The organism is Sharpea porci (assembly GCF_009695655.1).
Classification (GTDB): domain Bacteria; phylum Bacillota_I; class Bacilli_A; order Erysipelotrichales; family Coprobacillaceae; genus Sharpea; species Sharpea porci.
This window is the reverse complement of the sequence record NZ_VUNM01000003.1, coordinates 26,428-46,877: the sequence shown is the minus strand read 5'-3', so window position 1 is coordinate 46,877 and position 20,450 is coordinate 26,428. Positions and strand designations below refer to the sequence as shown.

Here is a 20,450-nt window from a genome sequence, read left to right as displayed (position 1 = left end):
CTATTTCTCCTCAAATTCTTTCATATCAAATGGTTCTTTGATCATTTCTCTTGCTTCATCAATATCTTTGACTTCATTAAAAGCAATCATCTGAGCAACGATATTACCGATTGCTGTTGCTTCAATAGGCCCTGCAATCACTTTCATACATGTCATTTTCGCAATCATTTCATCAAGTAAGAGATTCTGACAACCACCACCAATAATATTGATTGTCTTATACTTCTTCCCAGTAATATCCTCAAGTTCATCAATCGCAAGCTTGTAAGATAAAGCTAATGAATGAAATACGCAATAAGCAATATCTTCTACTGCTGTTGGTGGTACAATGTTGCGTTCTTCAAAGTCTTTCTGAATTTCCGTAATCATATGTTCAGGCTTTAAGAAGCGCTGCTTATTGACATCAAAGGTATTTTCATAATTCGATGTACGTGCTAGATCCTGTAATGTCTGGAAGCTATATTGATTGTCTAGATTACGGGCAACTTCCTGAATAATCCACATGCCCATAATATTCTTCAAGAAGCGATATGTATGATTGTACCCACCTTCGTTTGTGAAGTTGGCTTCTCTTGCCTTACTTGTCGTATAAGCCATATCACTTTCGATACCAAGAAGTGACCACGTTCCTGATGAAAGAATAATGCCATCTGATGCAACGGATGCCATATAGGCACTTCCTGTATCATGGGATGCACATACAACAACCTGTAAATCAAAGCCGACTTCCTTCTTGATATCTTCCTTTAATGAACCCACAATTGTTCCTGGTTCTACCATTTCCTGAAAGATATTAGGGATATCAAGCTGACTAAGTAAATCTTGATCAACTGTATTTGTACGAATATTTAATAATCCTGTTGTTGACATATTCGTATATTCATTGACCTTCTTACCTGTAAGAAGATAATTGAAATAATCTGGGATCATCAAGAATGCATCATCTTCATTTAAGTTTTCTTCACTCTTTAATTGATAAATCGTATTGAAGCTTTGATGCTGGATACCTGTTCTCTTATAGAGATCTTCATCACTGATGAGCTGACTGACTTCATCAACACCTTTAAGCGAACGATGATCACGATAGGCATAAGCTTCACTTGTCTTGTTGGCGAGAACATAGTCACAACCCCAGGTATCAATAGCCATACTTACAGGAATCTTGCCTATTTCCTTACATTTCTTTAAACCTGCAACAATCGCATTAAAGAGATAGTCCGTATTCCAGAAGAAATGACCATTTCTTTCTTCCACATTATTTTGAAAGCGATAGATTTCTTCTATCTGCATTTTATGATTTTCTACACTGCACAAGATATGTCTTCCACTACTTGCACCAATATCAACAGCTAAATAATACATATCTTACCTCCACTTCGCTTACTATCTTACTTATGAAAGCCCTTTTATACCATGACGCTAATTGCCTTGTTGACTGTCTTTTTTTGCATAAAAAAACACTCCCGAATAAGGAGTGTTGATATGATTAAATATAATATTCCATTGGATAAGCAAGATAATCCATATCTTCAAGTTCATCCATTGTCACAACACCGGCAGGAGCATTGAGAACACTAGGAATTCTATTAACGATTGTTGCACATGTATGTTCTGGTGTTGCTGGTTTCACAACATGGAATTCTGTATTAGGTTCACCTAAGATCTTCCAATCACACATATCACCATCATCAGGTCCATAGACCTTACCTATACACTGTGTTTCAAGGGTAATGCCCTGCATTGTTTCGGTTGTAACAACAGCAGCCATACCAATACAATTACCCTTTGGAATTGTGGCTTTCATTGTTGATGAATAGAGATCTTCATCATGGAAATATGGAACACATTTTTGTGTCTGTGACTTAATTGTCAATCCTAATTTCTGTGCTAGAGCTTCATTAGAATTCCAAACATAACTTGGTTCAATCACTTCTGGATGAGCAATACTTGCTTCAAATTCATCAGGTGTTAAGCCAACACCATGTGCCTTAGCAAGAGCGAGTCCATAGTCTTCAACATTATAAGAGACTGCGCCTTCAATCTTAGTAATCTTATGGCAGGCACTTGCGACCATCCCTACCATATTTACCCAGAAAACATCTTCCATACCTGTACCAAGGAATGTGCAATTATGGGCTTTCGCAATGACATCAAGCTTATTCATTAATGCTGCACTTGTCGTCCAGGCATATGTTGTTTCTTCACATGTTGAGACTACATTAATACCTCTTGACAAGCATTTTTCAAAATGTGGGAAACAATCACTAACTAAAGAGAACAATGTCACAATCGCAATATCAGGATCACATGTATCCAAGACCTCATCCGCATTATCACTGATCTTAACACCAAGATCCAAACCTAACCCGGCAAACTGACCGACATCCATGCCAACGATTTCAGGATTATTATCAATCGCACCCACAATTTGGCATCCATTCTCCACTAAATAACGTAAGATAAATTTACTCATCTTACCACAACCGTACTGTACAACTCTGACTTTTCTCATTATTAAGTCACCTCCTACTTAGTAGGTTAAACCCTCATCATTGATGAGGGTCAAGTGTTTTTTTAAAGGCAATAGGGACTTGTAAGCGCAAGTACATCGAACGATTATTCTGATTAAAGAAAGTTAATTCAATCAATACTTCACAAATATAATCCCCAATAATCTCATAATGATTTCTTTCACAATAATCAAGCAGTCTTTTCGCATACTCCTTTTCATCCATAAAATCATCAAGATAAATACAAGCATACATCCCACTCTCTAATTTCTCCACCTTCTCTTTTAAGGGAAAATGTTCATTCACAAAGATAAAGCTTGTATGTGTTTCAAAGTGTTGTTGGAGAAAGTTTTCTTTTGATAAGAATGTACCGACATTACAATAATAGACTTCAGGAAGATTTTCATGAATAAGATTATTTTTGAATTCTTTGAGAATCATTTCATAGGCATCAAGACCATAATCATAGAAATTCTTAGAAACATGGGCTTTATAGATGGATCTTTCATCGATAAATTCGGTTGTGAGTGTGCCCGGTGTTGGTGATTTGCGGTAGCGCTCAAGAGAGTAGATTGTACGCTTAATAGCATCACGCTGTCTAACACGTTCGGCTATTTCTTGATCAATAGCTGCTTTTTTCTTAATCAGAATGGCTTCAATGAGATTGAGATCTTCTTTATCAAGAAGTTCTTTGATTTCCTTTAAGTTCATGCCTAATTCTTTCATATAGGCAATAAGGTCTAATCTGGCATTCTGTTTCACATCATAGTAACGATAGTTCGTTTCATGATTAATATAGGCAGGTTTCAACAAGCCCCACTTGTCATAAAGTCTTAATGTATTGACTGTAACATGGTTGATTTTAGCCATATCACCAATACTCAGCAATTCTTCCATATCCATCACCCATCTCTATTTTACTTCAAAACTCTCATCTTAGTATAGACTTTATAGTTATTTTAAAACTATTATTGTAAACAAAAAGGCAGAAATCTGCCTTAATGCTTCATTTTCTTAATAATATGTTTACAGCTCTCATAAGGATAAGGGACACTGCCACGATAATGATAAGTAATCTTATCAACAATCCCTTCTACTTCATCATTATGAGGACCTGCAGGAACAAGTACATGATCACCTATCCTAATAGAGTCATCATCAGTGACATAATAATAACTACGACCATTTTCTTCAAAAATAACCGAACAATAAATATATTCCCCGTCCCTAACACCATGTTCATAGATACTTTGCGCAAAGATACTGCCAAAGAATCCAAAAGCACGCATATATTCTTCAATATGAGCCATCACTTTATACCAGTCACCAGGCATATAATGGCGGTTGTAAGGAAGCTGATAGTGGAACTGATCTCCATTATGCCATGTGATATCAATGACTATACCTTCCTCATATTCCCCCACTTCAGCACTCTGCATATCAGGAATATCATCATTTAAATGATCCAACAACGTACTAATCGAATGCTTTGTTTCATATTGGTGGGTAATGACACAATCAGGAGCAATATTCTTTGTATAGATGAGTGTTTGATGTTTACGGCTAATCGCTAAGTCTTCCTCATAATCAACCTGTTCATTCGTCTCAATCACCAGTCTATGATGATAGTGCATTGTGAAATTCTCAATACGCTCAGGGTCAACATAAGGCACTTCTTCGACAAGCTCATCAAGAATATCCAAGAGCTTCTCCCAACAATCAGGATAACTATTATCACCAAAGATACTCTCTCTTGGCTTATTTGTATATTGATATTCAATGGACCATGTTTGACCATCTAGAAGCATTTTTTCCGAATGCATATATTGGCGTTCTAAATGATCTAGATTTAATAGTGTCATTCTTGTATTGAAGTAATTGGCTTCTTTTTCACTTATATTTCTTTCAAATTCCTCAAACTTTGTCCCCACAACATGATAATGAGGATTATCTTTTAAGAAGACTTCAGTTTCTAAATATCCTTCCCCGTAGGATGAAAGTGTAAATTTAAAATATTCCAACATGATTATCACCTAGAAATATTTTATCATTCCTCTATATCCTACTCAATCATTTATTAAGAAGGATACTGATACCAGTATTTTCAAAGCGTATTGTTCCTTTCATTTGATCAATAATAGCCATTAATTCATCTTGATGATGTTCTTTGTTTCCAACATATTCCACATGAATAAAATAGATCTGGTCTGTTTCTCTTGTAGAAAAGATGACTTGTTTACCTTGAAGTGTCACCATGACATAATCAACAATCCCCAACAACAACATTCTTAACTGATTTTCAGGTATTCCCTCTAATGAGGAAAGAAGGTGAAGACGCCAGTCTATATCAGGCATAATAGTCATCGCCCCATTCAAGATTGTTGTCATAGTCTTTGATGCATCATAGATATATTCAGGAAGATCAATGGGCATATCATGTTTTTCTTTCAACAAGACATTGATATTTGAAAGAACATGGCGAAGATTAGCATTCTCTCTTTGCATTGTGCTAACAGCCTGCATATAGATGGCAATACGTTGACTGTTGAAGGCAAGAATCTTACTTTGCATATAGTCATTCACTTCCGCAACCTGCTTATAAAACTGCATACGCATCACAACAATATTGGTCATCAATACCATTACGATAACCAAGTACAGAATATTTGTTTTTATATGGAGATTCCAGATCATATATGACCCCAACAAATAATCAATGATAAATAGTACCGTACCCATCTTTAGTGATGAAGTTATAAGAATATGAGGCTGAAACTCATCCCTATTCTTATATGCGAAATAAGCTACTAGAGAAAAGCCAATTAATGACATGAAGTTTTCAGAAAGATCATTCATATAAAATATATGAGAATTCAGTAAACTTGAAATCAAAACTAAGCCATAATCAAAGGCTTGATAGAATAGAATGGTTAATAATACTTCTATTGGATGAAACGAGCTGACGCTTTTCCCATATACAAACAACACGCCGACAACTAATATACTGATCCACCAGTAATAAGCAGGCATAAATATGCGTACAATCAACGAAATAAAATAGATTCCTACAAATACCCAATAGGATTGCCTTCTCTCTTCAACACGTATCTCATTATAAATAACAGATGCCTGCAACAAGGCTTGAAGGGAGTAGCCAAACATATCCATAAAGACTTCTACATTCCATATCATAACTTATTCTCCAACATTTCAATAAAAGCTTTCATCAGGATTTTCTCCCTTCTTCTTGAGGCATATAATTGTGTCCCATCATCCATCAATACAACATCCCTCTTAACATTCTCAACATGATACATATTAATAATCTCTGAACGATTAATTTGGATAAAATAGTTAGGTAATAATGCATGAATCTCTTTTAGTGTTTTTCCTTTTTCAATAATCTCTTTGGAATGAATATGAGTGATACGATCATGCTCATATTGAGAGAAATAGGAAATATGGCTAAGTAAGATATCCTGATTTTGAATGGTGATTGATTGATGCATATGTTTATAATAAGCAACATATCTTTTAATTTCACTTCTTGCCTGCTTTTCATCCTGTTTAAGAATATAGCTGAAGGGTGATACATGGAAGGCATGAAAAACATAATTCTTATGCGAGCTGACAAAGATAATATCGCTTTGGGTGATCTTCTTTGCGATATCAATGCCATTCTCTTCACCAAGTTCTACGTCCAGAAAGACCACATCATACTGCTCACATTTATTCATAAAACGCTTTGTATCACTAAAACAATCAATTGTATAAGTGAGGTCTTCTGATTTAAGGACATCATGAATTATATTGGATAGAAATTGATGATAATCAATATTATCATCTAATAATGCGATATTCATATCAATAAAATCTCCATATAAAATATATAATAGGGAATCTCTCTAACTGAGAGAAGTACCCTATCAAATAAAAGTAAACATGAGAATTATTTTTCGTAAGAAATCCTACATTTATTTACCAGGCTACTACCTTTCCTTCACCATGAATATAAAGTCCCGGTGACAAAGAATCGTTATTAGTAATATAAATACTATATTGGTCTGTTTTACTAAAGCCACCGCCCAAGTTCTTAGTAACATTTGTAGTAGGACATGTAAAATGTGCAGGATTACTAGAAAACAATGTAGCTTTTCTTTGAAGATCAATTGTATATCTATGGCCGCTATTTCCACTTCGCATATCCCCTAAATAGTTACAAAAATAAGCTGTTGTCATTATTATTTTAGCATTTGATCGAGATAAACGAAAATATCCACTTGTTAAAGAATTTCTAATTGTAAATGTAAAACTTTTTGCTGTACGAGCACTGTCTAAAGTGACAGAATCATTTTTCCAGGTAAAAGATTCCTTTGTAATTGGATTGTAATAATTTCCTTTAGCATCAATATATTGATTTTCATTTGATGCAAAAACTGAAGACATGGACAATATTGCAACGAGACAAAACGAGAAAAAACTAAAAGCAAATCTTTTAAACATATAATCACTTCTCCTAATTTGTTCTAATCTTTATTAATTTTTTTACAATAAAATAAGCTAATAGCACCCCAAGAAAGTTCATCAGAATGTCCTGCGTATCAAAAGATCCAAACCGTAAGACAACTTCCAGTATTTCAACTGCTGTAGAAACACTCAATATTGATATCGTGATTGTTTTAAACGATATATCTTTGTCAATGACCAATAAAGCAACAACTAAAGGCATAAACAGGATAAAATTCAAAAACAGATCACCGATAAGATAATGAGCTATGAGTGTCCCTTCTACATATTGTTTGTATGCGTCTAGAAAGGGAATAATCTGGATGCCACATTGAAAGGCAGGCAAAGGACGAAATCTATTTTTCACCCCTACTACTGCAAATAATAATAGAATGCCATATATGATTGAAACCCACATTATCTTCTTTTTCACATTTCTTTCCTCCTTGTATTATCATCCTAACATGTTCATGACAAAACACAATAGAGTGAACATGAGTGGTCTATTCATGACATTAATGGCAAAAAAGATCCAGAGGTTTCCCCCTGGATCAGTGCTTTAAAACTTATTTTGTTTTCTTAGCATACATGAAGTACTTGTTACCGAATACTGTTGAGTAAACACCAGTAACGTTAGATTTCTGCATGTAGATATCGTTGTAGAAGTAGATTGGAACTGCTGCATAAGTAGCCATTAATTCTTTTTCTGCTTCATGTAATAATTTAGCACGTTCTGCGTTATCAGTTGATGAGTAGATCTTGTTGATTAATTCATCATAATGCTTCCAATCTGGAGCAGCTGTTGAATTACCTTTACCAAGCTGTACATCGTTGTTACCTGACTTAGTTGAGAAGATTTCTAACATGTTGATAGGGTCATCATAGTCAGCTACCCAACCTTCACGTGCAACTGTGAACTTACCATCTTTACGGTCCTGAATGAATACATTCCATTCTTCTGTATCGATATTAACCTTGATACCTGCAACTGCTAAATCCTGCTGGATACATTCAGCAACTTTCTGGTGACCAGTGTTAGTATTGATCATGTAAGGAATAGTGATTTCCTGACCATTCTTAGTAACTTTGAATGAGCTCTTATCTTTACCATTCTTAACTTCTAAGCCGGCAGCCTTGAAATCTTTCTTAGCCTGTTCAATGTTGCTTGAACCAGTCTTAGTTGCATCGAAGTAGTTAGACTTGTAAACTTTACCATTACCATCATGCATACCTTTTGGTACGAATGCGCCTGCTGGAACCTGACCAGTCTGACCTACAGTATCAACGATATACTTTCTGTCAATTAAGTCAGAGACACCTTTACGGAATGAAGTAGCCTGTTCTGGAGTCATACCACTGAATAAATCAGAGTTAACGTTGAAGCCAATGTAGTATGTACCTAACTGGTCAACAGTCTTTAATTCTTTACTCTTAAGAACGTTCTTTAATTCATCATTTGGTACACTATCAATGAAATCAAGGTCACCTGATTTATATGCTGCATAAGTAGCAGTATCATCAGCAGATAACATGAAGTTTAATTTCTTGATAGATACATTTTTAGCATCATAGTAGTTGTTATTCTTTTCATAAGTCATTGATTCGTTGTGTTTCCACTTAGTAAGCGTATAAGCACCATTTGATACGAATCCTGCTTCCTGTGCCCAAGCACCTGGCTTGTCACCATTAGGGTTAGCCTTTTCTACAGCAGCCTGTGGAACTGGCATGAATACTGGGAATGCTAGTAACTGATCGAAGTATGGAGTAGGAGCATTTAATTTGATGACTAACTTGTAATCACCTTCAGCAGTTACATCCAATACTGGATTAGCATCAGTAGAGTTTGCAGCACGAGCTACTACATCAAATAAGTATGAGTAGTCAGATGCAGTTTTAGGGTTTACAGCTCTATTCCAGCTATAAACGAAATCTTTAGCAGTTAATTCAGTACCATCAGACCATTTAGATTCTTTTAATTCAACTGTATAAGTCTTCCCGTCCTCAGATACAGTTGGCATAGCCTTGGCTAATGCTGGCTTTAACTTGCCATCCTTTCCGTAAGTTAATAAACCTACAAATGAGTTGACTGCAAGTGCAGCGCCATCAATAGTTGTGTTAAGAGCAGGGTCTAACTTATCTGGTTCTGAAGCCAAATTGATGAACAAAGTACTTGTGTCACTGTTAGTTTTAGTAGCATTTGCATTGCTTGTTTTCTTTGAAGAGCCACAGCCTGCTAAAGAGAAAGCCATAGCACCTGAAAGAACTAAAGTAACTAATTTCTTCATAAACTTTCCTCCTTCTAAAAATTAATCCTTTATTTAAAACCCCCCCGCGAGTTTTAAACCAATTTTTGTCAAATCTTAACGATTATGACATGCGACAAAGTGTCCATTACCACGATCTTTTAATTGTGGCATTTCCTTGGCACATTGTTCAGTAGCGTAACGACATCTTGTTCTAAATGGACAACCTGATGGCATGTTCAATGGTGATGGTACATCACCTTCAAGAACAATACGTTTTGAATGTCTAGCTGTTTCTGGGTCTGGAATAGGTACCGCAGAAAGTAAGCTTAATGTATATGGATGAATTGGATTGTTGTTCAATTCATCAGCATCCGCAATTTCCATCATCTTCCCTAAATACATGACGGCAATACGGTCTGAGATATGTTGTACGACAAGTAAGTCATGGGCAATAAAGAGATATGCCACCCCAAGTTTATCCTGAAGCTCTTCAAACATGTTGATAACCTGAGCCTGAATAGATACGTCTAGGGCTGATACCGCTTCATCGCAGACAATGAATTTTGGATTAACAGCTAATGCTCTCGCAATACCGATACGCTGTCTCTGTCCACCTGAGAATTCATGGGCATAACGCATCGCATGTTCAGCATTCAAACCAACTAATTCCATTAAATCAAGAATCTTCTTACGACGTTCTTCTTTTGATTTATAGAGATGATGAACATCTAATGGTTCACCAATAATATCTTCAACAGTCATACGTGGATCCAATGATGAATAAGGATCCTGGAAAACCATCTGCATCTCTTTACGATATGGAAGCATATTCTTAGAAACAGATTTATGTTTTTGAGGGTTTCCATTCGCATCTAGAATTATTTTATCATTTTCATCATACTCTTCGCCACTATCAAATAACACTTCTCCATTAAAAGTGATTTTACCAGCAGTTGGTTCATAAAGACGAAGTAATGTACGTCCTACAGTTGTCTTACCGCATCCTGATTCACCTACTAAACCAAGTGTTTCACCTGGCTTAATCGCAAATGAGATATCATCAACGGCTTTTAATGTCTTTTTCTTAAAGCCCTGCTTAACAGTGAAATACTGCTTTAAGTGAGAGACTTCAAGAATATTCTTTTCTTCGCTCATTAGTGAACTCCTTCCTGTGATTCATAAAGGTCTTTGATATTCATCCAGCAGCTTGCAAGATGATCTTCACCAACCCAATATTCATCAGGCTGTTTTTCCAGACAGACCTTCATGGCATTCTTACATCTAGGACAGAACGCACAGCCCTTAGGCATGTTCAATAAGTTGATTGGTGTACCACCAATAGGTACAAGCTTCTCGTTCATATTGTCTTTTCTTGGAATAGAAGCAAGTAAGCCTTTTGTATATTCATGGGCTGGTTCATAGAAGATGGCATCAGCAGTACCACGTTCACATACACGTCCACCATACATAACAAGAATTTCATCACACATTGAAGCAATGACACCCAAGTCATGAGTAACCATGATAATAGCCATTCCGAGCTTCTTCTGCAAATCTTGCATTAATTCAAGAATCTGTGCCTGAATAGTAACATCAAGAGCTGTTGTTGGTTCATCGGCAATAAGTACATCAGGTTCACAACATAATGCCATGGCAATCATAACACGCTGTCTCATACCACCTGATAATTCATGTGGATATTGTTTTACACGTGATTCTGGTTCATTAACCCCAACAAGTGTCAACATTTCAATAGCACGTGCTTTGGCTTCAGCTTTTGTTTTGTTTGTATGAAGAAGGACGGCTTCTTCAAGCTGGTAGCCAACAGTAAATACTGGGTTTAAAGATGTCATAGGGTCCTGGAAGATAATTGAAATCTTTTCCCCACGGAACTTCTGCATCTCACTTTCTGAATATTCTAAGATATTGTCACCTTTGAATAAGACCTTACCTTCTGTTACACGACCTGTTTCAGCTAAGATCTGCATGATAGAGTAGGCTGTTACTGATTTACCAGAACCAGATTCACCGACAATACCCAATGTCTTTCCCTTTTCAAGCTTGAAAGAGATACCGTTGACAGCCTTAACTTCACCATTTTCGGTAAAGAAAGATGTATGAAGGTTTTCAACATCTAATAATACATTTGTATCTTCACTCATAGTAAACTCCTTAATTCAACTTAGAATCGAACGCATCTCTTAAACCATCACCTAAAAGGTTAAGGGCTAATACGATCAAGACAATGATAACTGCTGGAATGATCAAACGAGATGGGTAAGACTGCATAGCCTGACGTGCATCATTCGCAAGTGAACCAAGTGATGGCATTGGTGCAGAAACACCTAAACCTAAGAATGAAAGATAACTTTCTGTAAAGATGGCACTTGGTACCTGAAGAGCAGTTGTAATAATGATAACGGATAAGCAGTTAGGAATAATATGACGAAGAAGAATACGTCTATTTGGTGTACCAATAGCTTTAGCTGCTAAGACATATTCATTGTTTTTAATCTGTAAGATCTGTCCACGTACTAAACGTGCCATCGTTACCCAATACAATAAACCAAAGACAATAAACATTGCCAACATATTACTACCTAAAGATTCAAAGACTGTACCTTTGATATAACCACTTAAGACCTGTTTGAAGACAACTGATAATAAGATAATCAACAACATATCAGGTAATGAGTAAATAATATCGACAATACGCATCATAATCATATCGACACGACCACCAAAATAACCTGAAATCGAACCATAGATCAGACCGATAATCAAGACCATGATTGCTGCCACAATACCTACTGAAAGGCTGACACGTGTACCATAGACACAACGAATGAAGTAGTCACGGCCAAGTGAATCAGTTCCAAAGATATGTGGGAAGAGATTCTTACCTGTCTGAGTCATATAAGCCTGTTCACGTGGTGAGAACTGGAATGGTGCTAAGTTAGCAGTACCTTTATCACGTACACCATTGACTGTAATCATTTCTGAATAGCTATAAGGTACAATATGAGGTGTAATTAAGATAATAAGAATTAATGCAACTAAGATAATAATTGAACCCATCGCAAGAGGATTCTTACGAAGTCTTCTCATACCGTCTTTAAAGAAGGTTGTAGACTCGCCCATTACATCTTGTTGTTTCTTTTCTTCATCTGTTGCTTTTTCAAATTCTTTTTTATTGAACTTAGACAAATCTACCTGGCTAGAGAGAATCTGTCTTTTCTTATATACAACATTTTCTTTTTCCATGTTCGAAGTCCTTTCCTAGTTATTAAAGTCGATACGAGGATCGATAAACTTATAAGCAATATCAGTTAATAAGTTCGCAACAACCATTAAGATGGCTAAGAAAATTGTCACAGCCATAATCATTGTATAGTCACGGTTATTGATTGAAGTAACGAATGCTGAACCTAAGCCACCAATTGTAAAGATACTTTCAACAACCATAGAACCTGTTAAGATATAAGCAATTTCAGGGCCTAAATATGTGACAACTGGAATTAAGGCATTACGCAAAGCATGAACGAAGATTAATTTTGATCTTGCAACACCTTTAGCCTTAGCTGTACGGATATAGTCCTGGTTTAATGCATCCAACATACTTGTCTTTGTAAGACGTGTGATATAAGCCATTGGATAAACGGATAAGGCGATAATTGGGAGAATATAGTTTGGATTATCGGCATCGAATACTGGAATCCAGCCTAACTGTAAACAGATCACCAACAATAATAATGTCGCTAAGACGAATGATGGCATCGCTGTACCGAGTGTTGTAAAGAAGACAATGATTCGATCGGGCCAACGATTACGCATTAAGGCAGCAATTGATCCCAGGATGACACCAATAATTGTGGCGATAAAGACGGCTGAAAAACCAAGTTTTGCGGATACCGCAAATCTAGAAGTAATATCAGGCCAGATAGGACGACCGTTATTTAATGAAACGCCCCAGTCACCTTTTAAAATGTTCTGCATATAAAGAACATACTGTTGTGGTACAGGTTTATCTAAGTTGTAACGTTTATTTAATTCTTCAATAACCTGAGGACTTACAGCCTTTTCTTTATTAAATGGACCGCCAGGAATTAAGTTCATGGCGAAGAATGTAATGGCGCTGACAATTACGATTGAGACAATCGCAAGAATGACACGCTTTAGGATGTACTTTGACACTTTTATCCCTCTCTTCCTAAATTCAAAGCATCTACTTTGATACATACTCTTTGTCAACTGAAAACAACACTTATGAGTGCACGCATGTTATCTTCTCCCACTATGGACTTACTGCTGCTAAGAAAATGCATTTCATTCTCTACAAACAAGAATTCTCTTCAATTAACACAAATGATTTTTATAAATCATAGAACTATGCTAAACTTTCAAAGGCAAAACGTCAATATTTTTTCATATATTGTATGAATTTTCGAACAATATATTCTATTTTGTACTAATTTCAAAAATATTTTTCTTCTTATCAGGAAATTCTAAGCGCTTATATGTATAGTCGCGTTAAATATTTATCACATTTGTATATTATCAATATCAAATTTTTAATTTCAAATCACAAAAAAACGTTAACATCTATTTGTAAGCGTTATATATCTTCTTACCCTCTTTACATTTATTGACGCCATGGTATATTGTCTTACAGCCAAATATGGTTAGGAGGTCAATTATGACAATTAATTATGCGGATGCTTTAGTTGAATTATTAAATAGAGAACTTAAAGACAATAAACATACTTTAGATGAATTTATTGATGCCTATCGTCTTCATAATGAAGATATTATCCTTGTTACTTTATCAAAAGATATGAAATATAACCCAAAATCAAGACAATTTGAATAGAACATACTATTTATATGGGCTTTTTCATGAAAAAGGAGTGAAAGACATCTTTCACTTCTTTTTTGTAGTATAATGATTCTACGAGGATACAGACGTCAACTACCCACGACCTAAAGGTCATGGGCTTGTAACTGCCCAGTCGTACTAACGGCTCACACCTCCGACCTTTAACCCCGATAGATATTGCTATCTAAAGTGGCGTTACATCATAGGGTGGTTGACAACACCCTTTGCAGCAGAGTTTACTCTGTTACAACTGTATTAGGTACTTGGCTATCAGCAAGATAGTTTATTCCCATACGATACAGATTCATAGCTCCTATGCGGTCATCATTGGATTTATAGCCACAATTTTTACAAGTAAACAAATGTATCTTCTTATTGCGATTAGATTTTTCAGTATGTCCACATATTGGACAACACTGACTCGTATATCGAGGGTCCACTTTAATTACAGAAGATTGATTTTGTTTTGCTTTGTAAATGAGTTTCTGTTCTAAGTCATAGAACGACCACGATACGGAAACATAACGGTCTTTTGTTCTGACACGTTCTGTAGCATTACGGATACCTGACAAATCTTCCAACACAAAGAGTGTATGCTTTGGGCTGTTCTCAACGAGTGCCTTTGATACCTGATGGTTAATATCTTGCATCCAACGGTTTTCTCGCTGACCAATAGCTTTAATTCTTCGTCTTGAAGATGGAGTCTGACGCATCTGAAGTTCTTTACGAAGCTTGGAATAGTTAGCTCGTTTCTGCTTGATGGCCTTACCGCTGACGAATCCAGACTTATGATTACTGTCATAAGTAGCGACAACAAAATTAATGCCTCTGTCAATGCCTACAACATTGCAGATGTCAGAAATATTGCTTTCTTCGACATCAAAAATTACAGGTATGTGAAGATAATATTTCCCATGCTTATTTACAAGCCTGGCTGTGCCAAACCTGTATATCGTATGGTCAAAATATTTAGACATGCCTTCAGCGAAATATTGAAGTTTAACACGGCCGTCAAGAGTATTCACAGAGAAGCAGTTCTGCGTTAAAGAATAATCCCTGTTCCAGACCAAATCATACTGTGGTTTCTTGAACGAAGGTTTTATCCACTCCTTCTGATTTTCAAGAATGGTTTTATATCTCGCAATAACTGTCTTAAAAACAGACTGAGCCATTTGTGATTTAAGACCAAACTTTTTTCTCAGAACAGAATATAAAGCCTTGTTCAGCGAAAACTGTTTTAAATCGTGAGACTGGAATACATAGCTTGAAACATAATTACAGGCATCACGATAGACAGACATGGTTTTATCCAGCAAAACCTTTTCAGCATCGGCAGCAACTATTTGGACTTTTGCTGTTATAGTCATCTGTTCCATAGATGAACTCCTTTCATTTATTCTTCACTAGATATATTATAAAATAATAATTAGTGAAAATCAATGATGATCAGAGGTGACCTATGGATAATAGATATAATCATCGCAACAGACGGAAATAAAGTCTAAAAGTGCATATAGTTCTTGTAACCAAATACCGCAAGCCACTATTAAACGGATCTGTTGCTGACGATGTTAAGCAGAAGATTTTCGATATAGCAAATACAAAAGGCTACAAAATCATTGCTATGGAAACCGATAAAGACTATATGCATTTTCTGCTGAGTTATGACACGACTGATAGAGTTTGCGATATTGTGAAAGCTGTCAGACAAGAAACTACACATTATTTGTGGCAAAAATACACTTCGCGTCTATCAAGTCAGTATTGGAAAAAAAGATATTTTGGCCTGATGGATATTTTGCCTGTAGTATTGGAGAAGTATCGTCAGCAACTATACAAAAATATATTGAAAGCCAAGGTTAGTGATTAAAATATACAAGGCTCCTCCCACCGCCTAAAGGCAGTGGGTTTCCGCCTACAACAAACGAAAGGGTTTTATTTATGAAAAAAGATCAAAAACGAACATATCATAATATCGAGACATTACAGGAAATCAAAGAATCCCGTAAAGAAATACAGAATGCCCGTGTTGAAGTTCAGAGTATACGTGAGGATGTGATGGGAGAAAAGATGGATATCATTCAAGGAATGTATAAATCTGGCATGTCGATTGAAAAGATTGCCGAGATTGTTCATCTCTCACCTGATGTGATTAAAGGGATGGTAGAAATAGAGAAAAAGGCCTAGCTTCTCGCATAGACCTGACTGATATAACTTCCTACCAACATTAATGTATAGGGATGTCCTACCAATGAACCATCCGAGCGAAAATCAATGACCTGATTGATATAATCAGGATATTGATCACAAGCAGGACTAATGAAGACGATATGGGGTTTCTTGAGATCACTTCGTAACCCAGGATAATAAAAATAAGCACCTGTATAAGAGAAAATAATGATTAAATCTTCTTCTGAGGCATTGAGGATATAATCTATTTGTTCAAAGTAGGAAACGTTGGTATAGATAGATTTACCTAGCATCATCATTTCATCGACAAAATTCATTGCTGCTGTTTCGGCTTTTAATAAGCCAAAGGCAGCAACTTTTTTATATGTCTTGATTTTCTGACAAAGTCTATCGATTTCATGATGATTAATGGTTTGATAGGCATCATTGATGGCATGTTGAAGATGGTTTGTATAGCTCTCTAGGGAATCTTCACATTCAAAATGAAGTGAGGATGAAAGCATCAGTTCCCTTAACTCATTATAATTCTTCAAGCCAATAGCTTTCACAAAGCGAGAGATTGAACTATTAGCCACATGGCAAGACTGAGCAAGCTGGTTAATACCCATATATTTGACTTCATCTAGATGGGTAATGATATGGAAGCAATTTCACCATTGGTCGAGCCTTGTTTTTCTGAAGCTATTGTATTGAGAAAGACGACCGGTAACTTACTATAAATCATAGACTCACTTCCTTAATATATCCAGGGCATGTCTGCTTGCTCCAAGTAATTCATAACGTTCACAGTTAGCCAAGTGATAAGCCATGAAGCAGGCAAAGCTTTCTTCATCCATATGATTGATTTCTCTTTTTAAGTACTCGGCGGCACCATCCTGACCAATAATCTTATATCTTGTCAATCCCGCTTCATCTTTAAGCTTGTTGATATCTTCAATACGGACATAGGAATAGAGATCATCTTCTTTAGAAATGACATGGAAGTTTGCATCAACTTCTCCCTTTTCTACAGCCTGTTTTAAAAAGCCTTCTTTAATACCATGTTCAATAATCGCATATTCATTAAGACAATAGCTGATTAGAATAAAGCCAGTATCTTTGACAACTCTCTTGGCTTCATTTAAGGCTTTCAGTTTATTTTCATGGGAAATTAAATGATACATTGGTCCAAACAATAAAACGATATCAAATGAATCATCTTCAAACTTTGAAAGATCCATGGCATTGCCTTCTCTTGCATCAAGATTACGACATTTCTTCTGCATTGTACGAAGATTGTGTTTGACAAGTTCAATCGCATGGACATCATTGCCTGCCTGAAATAAAGGAATGGCATAAGCTCCTGTTCCTGCTCCCACATCAAGAATACGGTGGGTTTGACATTGATCCAAACACTCGTTGATATAATGCATAGCTGTGTTGTATTCCACGCGGGCATGCTTTGTCTTTAAGCGTTTATCTTCGTTGAATTTATTATAATATGTGACAAGATTTTCCTCGTTCATCTTCATTCTCCTTTTCCCTCATCATAGCACAAAAAAGATGACCAGCCTATGGATGATCATCTAATGAATAATTTCTTGTCCGCAATTGCTTTGAATAATGATAGGTTCACCATCCGTATAAAGTGTTGCTTCTCTTATTTCATAGCTCTTGCCATCGATAAGATTCTGATAAATGCCATCATGCAAGTGAGCTTTAGAGACATCACAGGCTGTTGGCTGACCATCAAACTGGAAGATACCTACTAATGATGGATGTTCTGTAGAATCATAAGGAGAAGAAGCATTTTCTAAATGAATGGCCATTAAAACATCCTTGCGAATCACTGTTGTACTATAAGTAGAGTTCGTTAAGATACTGTTCTTTTTCATGTCATAGAGTTTATGCATATAGTCACTTAAATCTAAGTCCGTATTCCATTCAATGGGATCATGATCGAAGAGGGCTGGTGTGTGAATGCTTGCGACTTCCTGTCCATTATAAAGGAGTGTTGTACCTTTATTGAAATAGATGAAAGCTAAGTGATTTTTTAAAGCCTGTTCATTGCGAATGAGTGAATGGGCACGATTGCGGTCATGGTTTTCTAAGAAACGAGCCTTGACATAATTATCAGGATAAATCATTTCCTGTAAGTTAATAGCCTGACTATAGGCTTCTAGTGTTTCTTTGCCGATGACATAGTTCTTAAAGGTATTAAAGATATCATAATCATAGCTCATATCGAAAGCTTCAAAGATCTGGCTATCGCTCGCACACTCTATACCATGGCTGCGATTATAGGTCACAAAGTTTGGATCGACGCTTTCTGCAAGCCACAATGCATCCGGACGTACATCCTTGACTTCTTGACGCGCTCTTAACCAGAAATCTATAGGCACCATAGAAGCCACATCACATCTAAATCCGTCCACATACTTTGCCCACATCTTGAGTGTCTCAATCTGATAATCCCATAGTTCTTGATGCCTATAATCCAAATCGACAACATCCCACCAGTTACCAACACGATTACCTAATGTACCATCTGCTTTATGAAAGAACCATTCAGGATGGTTTTTCGCAAGATAGGAATCGGGTGATGTATGATTATAGACAACATCAATGATAACCTTCATGCCTCTTTCATGAATGGCCTCACATAAATTGATAAAGTCTTCCATTGTACCAAATTCTGGATTAATAGCACGATAGTCCTGTATCGCATAAGGTGATCCTAGTGTTCCCTTACGATGCATCTTGCCAATGGGATGAATGGGCATCAACCAGATAATATCCACACCTAACTGTTGAATACGATTCAAATCTTTTCTAACAGCTTCAAAAGTCCCTTCTTCACTATAATTGCGTACATAAATACTATAAATCACATCATTTCGTAATGTCTTACTTGTCTCTTTTGCCATGTTCATACTCCTTTATTTTCTTATTCTATCAAAACACTATACTTCAACAAAGTATTTCTAAAAAAACAAATACAATTCCAAAAGAAAAGATATGACCAAAATCATATCTTATAAGAGTTTCTCTAATTCTAATAATTGTTCATCAGTTGTAGCCCATGATGTACAGAAACGAATGACCGTATGTGTCTCATCATACTTTTCCATGTATGAGACACGTACATTCTTCAAGAGTGATGCATACTTCTCATTGTCCACAATCACAAATTGTTGGTTTGTAGGTGAATCGAGGTAGAACTGATAGCCTTTATCTTGTAATAGCTTCTTGAGTTTGTTGGCTTGTGTAATGGCATGAGCAGATATCTTAAAATAGAGATCATCCGTAAAGAGCGCATTAAACTGGATGCCTGTCAGTCTTCCTTTGGCTAATAAGGCCCCATGTTGCTTGATAATAGGGATAAAGTGCCAAGGGGCATTATGATGCGTGAAAACAACAGCTTCGCCACAAAGTGCACCAACCTTTGTCCCACCAATTGTAAAGACATCACAAAGTGCACTTAAATCCGTTATATCCACATCATTCTCTTTTGCCATTAAGCCATAACCTAGTCTTGCGCCATCAATAAAGAAATGCATCTTGTATTGTTTACAGATTTTCGCAATGTCCTTTAATTCTTCAAGTGAATAAATTGTCCCATATTCCGTTGAGAAAGAAATATAGACCATACCTGGAAAGACCATATGTTCATGATTGCCATCCTGATAGAATGTTGCAACATAAGCTTCTAAATCACTGGCTTTGATTTTGCCTTCATAACTAGGAATAGTGAGGACTTTATGCCCATGATTTTCGATAGCACCTGCTTCATGGACGGCAATATGTCCTGTTTCTGCCGCAATTACACCTTCATAAGGCTTTAAGAGCGATGTGATGATGGTTTCATTGGTTTGTGTGCCACCCGTTAAGAAATAAATATCTGTATCATCATTATGTAAGACTTTTCTGATTTTCTTCTTTGCTTCTTCGCTATAATAATCATTGCCATAGCCAGGTAATGGTTCCATATTTGTCTTTACAAGTGCTTCTAATACTTGTGGATGACAACCTTCACTATAATCATTTTCAAATGACAACATGCTTAACCCTTCTTTCATTAAATATTTTTTCATAAACTTTTTATTTATGAAATTTGTACACATTCAGTTCATAATTCTACTT

Annotated in this window: 20 protein-coding genes and 1 pseudogene; 3 read left to right on the top strand and 18 right to left on the bottom strand. The window is 36.2% G+C overall.

Annotated elements, in window-relative coordinates:
• The 13 genes from FYJ79_RS02755 to FYJ79_RS02695 form a co-directional block, all read right to left on the bottom strand.
• Window positions 1–1,362, bottom strand: coding sequence for a rhamnulokinase (locus tag FYJ79_RS02755; protein WP_154514438.1), 1,362 nt, complete (start codon window positions 1,360–1,362; stop codon window positions 1–3).
• A 124-nt stretch (window positions 1,363–1,486) separates the two neighbouring features.
• On the bottom strand, window positions 1,487–2,512 hold the full coding sequence (locus tag FYJ79_RS02750; protein ID WP_154514437.1) for an NAD(P)H-dependent amine dehydrogenase family protein: 1,026 nt from the start codon (window positions 2,510–2,512) through the stop codon (window positions 1,487–1,489).
• A 37-nt stretch (window positions 2,513–2,549) separates the two neighbouring features.
• Entirely contained in the window at window positions 2,550–3,407 is an 858-nt protein-coding gene (locus FYJ79_RS02745) for a MerR family transcriptional regulator (protein WP_154514436.1), read from the bottom strand.
• Window positions 3,408–3,508: 101 nt separating this feature from the next.
• Window positions 3,509–4,534: a hypothetical protein gene (locus FYJ79_RS02740; RefSeq protein ID WP_154514435.1), complete on the bottom strand. Its 1,026-nt coding sequence runs from the start codon at window positions 4,532–4,534 to the stop codon at window positions 3,509–3,511.
• Between the two features lie 46 nt (window positions 4,535–4,580).
• Window positions 4,581–5,702: a hypothetical protein gene (locus tag FYJ79_RS02735; protein WP_154514434.1), complete on the bottom strand. Its 1,122-nt coding sequence runs from the start codon at window positions 5,700–5,702 to the stop codon at window positions 4,581–4,583.
• Complete coding sequence (locus tag FYJ79_RS02730; RefSeq protein ID WP_154514433.1) at window positions 5,699–6,373, bottom strand: LytR/AlgR family response regulator transcription factor; 675 nt, start codon at window positions 6,371–6,373, stop codon at window positions 5,699–5,701. The genes FYJ79_RS02735 and FYJ79_RS02730 overlap by 4 nt, the downstream gene beginning before the upstream one ends.
• A gap of 115 nt (window positions 6,374–6,488) precedes the next feature.
• Complete coding sequence (locus tag FYJ79_RS02725; protein WP_154514432.1) at window positions 6,489–7,013, bottom strand: hypothetical protein; 525 nt, start codon at window positions 7,011–7,013, stop codon at window positions 6,489–6,491.
• Window positions 7,014–7,026: 13 nt separating this feature from the next.
• Complete coding sequence (locus FYJ79_RS02720; RefSeq protein WP_154514431.1) at window positions 7,027–7,449, bottom strand: VanZ family protein; 423 nt, start codon at window positions 7,447–7,449, stop codon at window positions 7,027–7,029.
• Window positions 7,450–7,582: 133 nt separating this feature from the next.
• Complete coding sequence (locus FYJ79_RS02715; protein ID WP_154514430.1) at window positions 7,583–9,301, bottom strand: peptide ABC transporter substrate-binding protein; 1,719 nt, start codon at window positions 9,299–9,301, stop codon at window positions 7,583–7,585.
• Window positions 9,302–9,376: 75 nt separating this feature from the next.
• Complete coding sequence (locus FYJ79_RS02710; protein WP_154514429.1) at window positions 9,377–10,417, bottom strand: ABC transporter ATP-binding protein; 1,041 nt, start codon at window positions 10,415–10,417, stop codon at window positions 9,377–9,379.
• Entirely contained in the window at window positions 10,417–11,424 is a 1,008-nt protein-coding gene (locus FYJ79_RS02705) for an ABC transporter ATP-binding protein (RefSeq protein WP_154514428.1), read from the bottom strand. Before FYJ79_RS02705 ends, FYJ79_RS02710 begins: the two co-directional genes overlap by 1 nt.
• 10 nt (window positions 11,425–11,434) lie before the next feature.
• Window positions 11,435–12,526, bottom strand: a complete 1,092-nt coding sequence (locus FYJ79_RS02700; RefSeq protein WP_154514427.1) for an ABC transporter permease — start codon at window positions 12,524–12,526, stop codon at window positions 11,435–11,437.
• Window positions 12,527–12,541: 15 nt separating this feature from the next.
• On the bottom strand, window positions 12,542–13,456 hold the full coding sequence (locus FYJ79_RS02695; RefSeq protein ID WP_033163108.1) for an ABC transporter permease: 915 nt from the start codon (window positions 13,454–13,456) through the stop codon (window positions 12,542–12,544).
• Between the two features lie 502 nt (window positions 13,457–13,958).
• Between FYJ79_RS02695 and FYJ79_RS02690 the strand changes: the two genes are divergently transcribed.
• On the top strand, window positions 13,959–14,132 hold the full coding sequence (locus tag FYJ79_RS02690) for a hypothetical protein (RefSeq protein ID WP_154514425.1): 174 nt from the start codon (window positions 13,959–13,961) through the stop codon (window positions 14,130–14,132).
• Between the two features lie 242 nt (window positions 14,133–14,374).
• Here FYJ79_RS02690 and FYJ79_RS02685 read toward each other — a convergent pair whose 3' ends face one another.
• Window positions 14,375–15,514 carry an RNA-guided endonuclease TnpB family protein gene (locus FYJ79_RS02685; protein ID WP_154514424.1) on the bottom strand — a complete coding sequence of 380 codons (1,140 nt, stop codon included), beginning with the start codon at window positions 15,512–15,514 and terminating at the stop codon, window positions 14,375–14,377.
• A 131-nt stretch (window positions 15,515–15,645) separates the two neighbouring features.
• Between FYJ79_RS02685 and tnpA the strand changes: the two are divergent.
• Both tnpA and FYJ79_RS02675 read left to right on the top strand, forming a co-directional pair.
• Window positions 15,646–16,001 (top strand): annotated as a pseudogene (gene tnpA, locus FYJ79_RS12870) (IS200/IS605 family transposase).
• A gap of 78 nt (window positions 16,002–16,079) precedes the next feature.
• The gene (locus tag FYJ79_RS02675; protein ID WP_154514423.1) at window positions 16,080–16,325 is read left to right on the top strand and encodes a hypothetical protein; all 246 of its coding nucleotides are present in this window, start codon (window positions 16,080–16,082) and stop codon (window positions 16,323–16,325) included.
• On the opposite strand, the gene FYJ79_RS02670 is transcribed toward FYJ79_RS02675, so the two are convergent.
• The 4 genes from FYJ79_RS02670 to FYJ79_RS02655 form a co-directional block, all read right to left on the bottom strand.
• On the bottom strand, window positions 16,322–16,936 hold the full coding sequence (locus FYJ79_RS02670; protein ID WP_154514422.1) for a MurR/RpiR family transcriptional regulator: 615 nt from the start codon (window positions 16,934–16,936) through the stop codon (window positions 16,322–16,324). The two genes, FYJ79_RS02675 and FYJ79_RS02670, sit on opposite strands and share 4 nt — an antisense overlap.
• A gap of 120 nt (window positions 16,937–17,056) precedes the next feature.
• Window positions 17,057–17,833 (bottom strand): class I SAM-dependent methyltransferase, encoded by a 777-nt coding sequence (locus tag FYJ79_RS02665; protein ID WP_154514421.1) that lies wholly within the window; start codon window positions 17,831–17,833, stop codon window positions 17,057–17,059.
• Between the two features lie 60 nt (window positions 17,834–17,893).
• Window positions 17,894–19,234: an alpha-amylase family glycosyl hydrolase gene (locus FYJ79_RS02660; RefSeq protein WP_154514420.1), complete on the bottom strand. Its 1,341-nt coding sequence runs from the start codon at window positions 19,232–19,234 to the stop codon at window positions 17,894–17,896.
• 108 nt (window positions 19,235–19,342) lie between these two features.
• A complete protein-coding gene (locus FYJ79_RS02655; protein WP_154514419.1) occupies window positions 19,343–20,368 on the bottom strand; it encodes a threonine aldolase family protein in 1,026 nt (341 codons plus the stop codon).
• Window positions 20,369–20,450: the final 82 nt, after the last annotated feature.